Origin of the sequence: Flavobacterium sp. PLA-1-15, from assembly GCF_049060005.1 — a bacterium.
GTDB lineage: Bacteria > Bacteroidota > Bacteroidia > Flavobacteriales > Flavobacteriaceae > Flavobacterium.
The window spans coordinates 1-3,927 of record NZ_JBMGQS010000053.1; the positions used below are offsets into that span (position 1 = coordinate 1).

The 3,927-nt window shown below is 40.1% G+C and carries 4 protein-coding genes; all 4 read right to left on the reverse strand.

Annotated elements, in window-relative coordinates; all coding sequences use genetic code 11:
• The coding region (locus ACI6PS_RS16095; RefSeq protein WP_421013594.1) for a hypothetical protein at positions 1–2,745 on the reverse strand (2,745 nt) is incomplete at its 3' end.
• Between the two features lie 26 nt (positions 2,746–2,771).
• Positions 2,772–3,314, reverse strand: a complete 543-nt coding sequence (locus tag ACI6PS_RS16100) for a DUF6252 family protein (protein WP_421013595.1) — start codon at positions 3,312–3,314, stop codon at positions 2,772–2,774.
• Positions 3,315–3,434: 120 nt separating this feature from the next.
• On the reverse strand, positions 3,435–3,575 hold the full coding sequence (locus ACI6PS_RS16105; RefSeq protein ID WP_421013596.1) for a hypothetical protein: 141 nt from the start codon (positions 3,573–3,575) through the stop codon (positions 3,435–3,437).
• A 25-nt stretch (positions 3,576–3,600) separates the two neighbouring features.
• Positions 3,601–3,927 (reverse strand): DUF6252 family protein (locus ACI6PS_RS16110; protein WP_421013597.1); only part of this gene is annotated, 327 nt, incomplete at its 5' end.

Genomic DNA, 3,927 nt, shown 5'->3' on the forward strand with positions numbered 1-3,927 from the left:
GGCTTCTATACGGATAAGGTTGTTTACCAGGTATTCGTTGCTTTTGCATAATGTTAGGGTACAGCTTGGATCGTTTAATGGGTTGGTGGCGCAGTCCAGTGGTTGGCGGATGGTTGGAAGACCTACCCATATTCTCTTGGTATAGTTTCTTGTGCCGCAGGAAGGTATGGTAACATATAAGTCTATTGTAACGTATCCAGATCCAATATTTTTATTGGTCACGGTAAAGTTTGGTAGAGAAGTTGCTGCAGAAAATGTTACTAAATTGTATCCTTCACTTATGCCCCAAACATAAGTAGCGTCTGACTGAATAACTGGGCTTGTGAACACTTGTGAAGTACATACAAAATCGACCCAATTGGGTTCTTTGTTTGAACACATAAAGGAACAATCGAAAACCTGACTGTTGTTGGCAACTGCATCTAATTCTGTTGCCAGCCAATTTCCGTTTCTTAAATTAAATGAAATATGTTCTGAATTATTGTTAGTAGGATTAAATTGATCGAAATGAGTTATGAAATTATCAAAAGGGGAGTTTTTTGGTGCTACAGGAGGCAAAGCACCCGTATATTTTTTTCGATAATCGATATCATTTATAACTGTAGTTCCCTTACCTATATCTAAGGCGCTTGCAGTTGGAATAAATCCAAAGTGGTTTGAAACTATGCCGTCAATTGGCAGTTGATTTGGATTGGTTCTTTGGTTTCCGCCACCATATATATCATAAGGTAAAACACCAGAAGGTTGTGGTGGATCTTCCTCTGTAACCGTAATGGAAACGGGTATAAACCAATATACTTTTTTCTTGTATTTTAAACTGCCATGGTAAATGGTTTTACTCTGATTGAGAGTGGTCATGTACTTGGATTGAAAATTTATTTCCCAGTAGGATTTTCCAGGAAAGAGACTTGCCACGACTACTAATGGATTGTTGAGGAAAGTGCCATAAACAGAGTCAAGAATACCTGTGTAATTTGACAGAAACGTATCACGACCAGCATCTTTGATATAGCTCATGATGTTGTCATTGTCTGTTTGTAGGGCCCCACATTCGCTGCCATTTGCAATAGCAATGTTTCTAATAGGCTTGTTCAGCGAAGGATAACCAACAGGATAGCCCATTGTAGATAATTCCTGTTGCCAGATTTGATGGATGGCATTTTTCATCTCATATTTTCTATTGATCCAGGTATATTGCATCTGTCTTGCGGCAGGGACATCGGCCAATGAAAAATTGGTTAGAGGTGTTACATAATCTATTTCTTGTATGGGCTGACCATCGATGGTCCAACTTGTATTGTTGTTAATTATACCTATCAATCCGTCGGCAAAGGAAGATACAATAGGCAGTACAATTTCTCCCAGCAACAATGGTACGGGAGTGCTTACATAAAGGTTTCGGAGGTGGCGTGCTGAATATTGAACACTGTAGGGGGTGTTGGCACCAAGATGCGGCGCATCATGGGAGATGTACAGTTTCGTATCATGATTGAAATTTCTATTCAGCTCTATGTCCCTCAAGGCATATCGGGCAACCAAGCCTCCCATGCTTTGTCCTATTATAACGTTTTGCTCCGAACCCGATTTATTCTGGTTGACCCATTTGATTACTTCTTCCAGCACATAGGCATTTCGCTGGATAAAATCGACGCCATTGTCCCAATCTACATAGATGATGTCGTAGGTGTTGATTTGGGTTTCTAAATTAATTGAGTTAGAAAAATTAGACGAAGAACCTTGTATAAAATCTTCAATATTATTATCCCCCGCTTCCTGCTCGGGGTTCAATATCACTCCCGGGTCAAAACCTTCGGCAACGATAAGTGGTCTGCTAAAACCGGGACCCCCGTTTACCGTCCTGATGTATAGGGTGGCGCTACCGTAGGCTCCTTGATAGGCTACGGTGGAAAAGATTTTTCTTTTGTGATAGTCGGACAAGGTCATCGTTACGTTGCCTCCTGGTTCGTTCTTCACCCATTCTATGGCATTGAGTCCTTCCTCTATCTGCATCTTGGAATGGCTGAAAAGGGTCTGCCCGTTGGTTAGTGTGATCTTGTATTTCCAGGTATAGGTATTGGCCTGGGTGTAGCTCACGTTAACCAATTGGTTGTAAGTTACCGTCCTGTAGCCCAATCCATCGGAGAAGTCGGCCTCGATGCTTTGTACTTCCGAAGGATAGTTGGACAAGAACAAGTTGGAAGGCAACTTGACTTGAAGCTGAAGCCCCTTGTATTTTGAAATGGCAGGCCCCATTGCGAAAAGTTGTTTCTCCTCGTAGGGATTTTGCCATACGGCACCCACAAATTTATCTGAGAACTGGTTGTTGGTGTAGTTTAATTTGTTAGGGTAGGCATTGTCTGCAAAGCGGTTGTATTTGAAGTACTGTGCGTTTAGGACGATGACTCCTTTTTGTCTTTGGGAATACCACCTTGTAGCATATTCTTCGGGTGTGATGAATCCTGTTGTGACCTGGCGGACCCTGCACATAAGCAGGGTCTTGTAGATGTTGCTCATGGTTTGGGAAGTGGTGTAGGTAGAGTCGGTTAGGGTTCCGTTAAAAGCCAAAAGGTTGGTAAACTCCATACCGAAATCGAGCAGGATACCGTGGGGCACCCTGTTCTTGTCCAGGTTTTGATAGACCTGGAGGGTCTTAGTCTTGAACTCGGTGTTGAAGGTTTGCTGGGAGAAAGCATTTGTTCCGTAAAGGAAGCAAACAGCAAGCAGGAGCTTGTACATTTTTTTCATTGTTTTTGTTTTTGGTGTTTTATTGTTTAATAATTCCAGTCGAATCGTCCCTCTCTTATTTCTACGACTTCTCCTGCCTGATTGACGGCATCAAACCAAAAAGTTCCAGAAATGATAGAATTTGATAAATCAACGCGTGTTATTTTGAGTTCACCGGTTTTTAAACTATTGGTTGTGTAAGTGTTTTGAAGAGTAGGGGAATAACTCCCCGCCCCCCCAGTGAAATCACCATTATCTATTATATTTTTGTCTAAAGTATATGTATTGCCTGTTTGTAAATTTATTTTATTAGCTCTAACACTTACCATTTCTGTGCTATGGCCTCTTAAATCTCTAAAAGCAATAATAAAATAAAATTGTCCATCAATATATTGATAGCTACAATTTACTTCTGGATTTATACCCTCCGCATGAGGTAAAAATACTTTACCATTTACCAGACAACCAACAGTATTGGCACCTGTTTGGGTTTCAGGAGGGAGTTTATCGCTGCCACTAAAGGGATTGTCGTCCTTATTACAGCTGTTTAGTGTAAAAAATGTGATGAGTAGTAGGATTGTTTTTTTCATAGTAAGATTTTAAAAAGGTAAATTAAAGGCTGAGTAAATGTAGGAAAATATTTTATTATTTGGTGTTGCGGAAAAATTATTTTTAGAGAAAGTAAATGGTATCGTGTTGTTTGTCAGTGTTTATGGGGATTTGGTATTGTCGAGGTTTTGAAAGACCTGGAGGGTCTTGGTCTTGAACTCGGTGTTGAAGGTTTGCTGGGAGAAAGCATTTGTTCCGTAAAGGAAGCAAACAGCAAGCAGGAGCTTGTACATTTTTTTCATTGTTTTTGTTTTTGGTGTTTTATTGTTAGTAATTCCAGTCGAATCGCCCTTCTCTTATTTCTACCACCTCTCCTGCCTGGTTGACGGCATCAAACCAAAAAGTTCCAGAAATGATAGAATTTGCAAGATCTACGCGTGTTACTTTGAGTTCGCCCGTTTTTATTGTGTTTGTGTAATATCTATTTGTAGTAGATAAAGAAAATAGCCCCCCCCCACCTTCAATGTCAATATCGTTAATTACATTTTTATTTAAAATATATGTTTGACCGGCTTGCAAATCTATTTTAGATGTCTGTAATACAACTCTCTTATTAGTTGTTCCCCTTAAATCTGCAAAATTCATTGTAAAGTA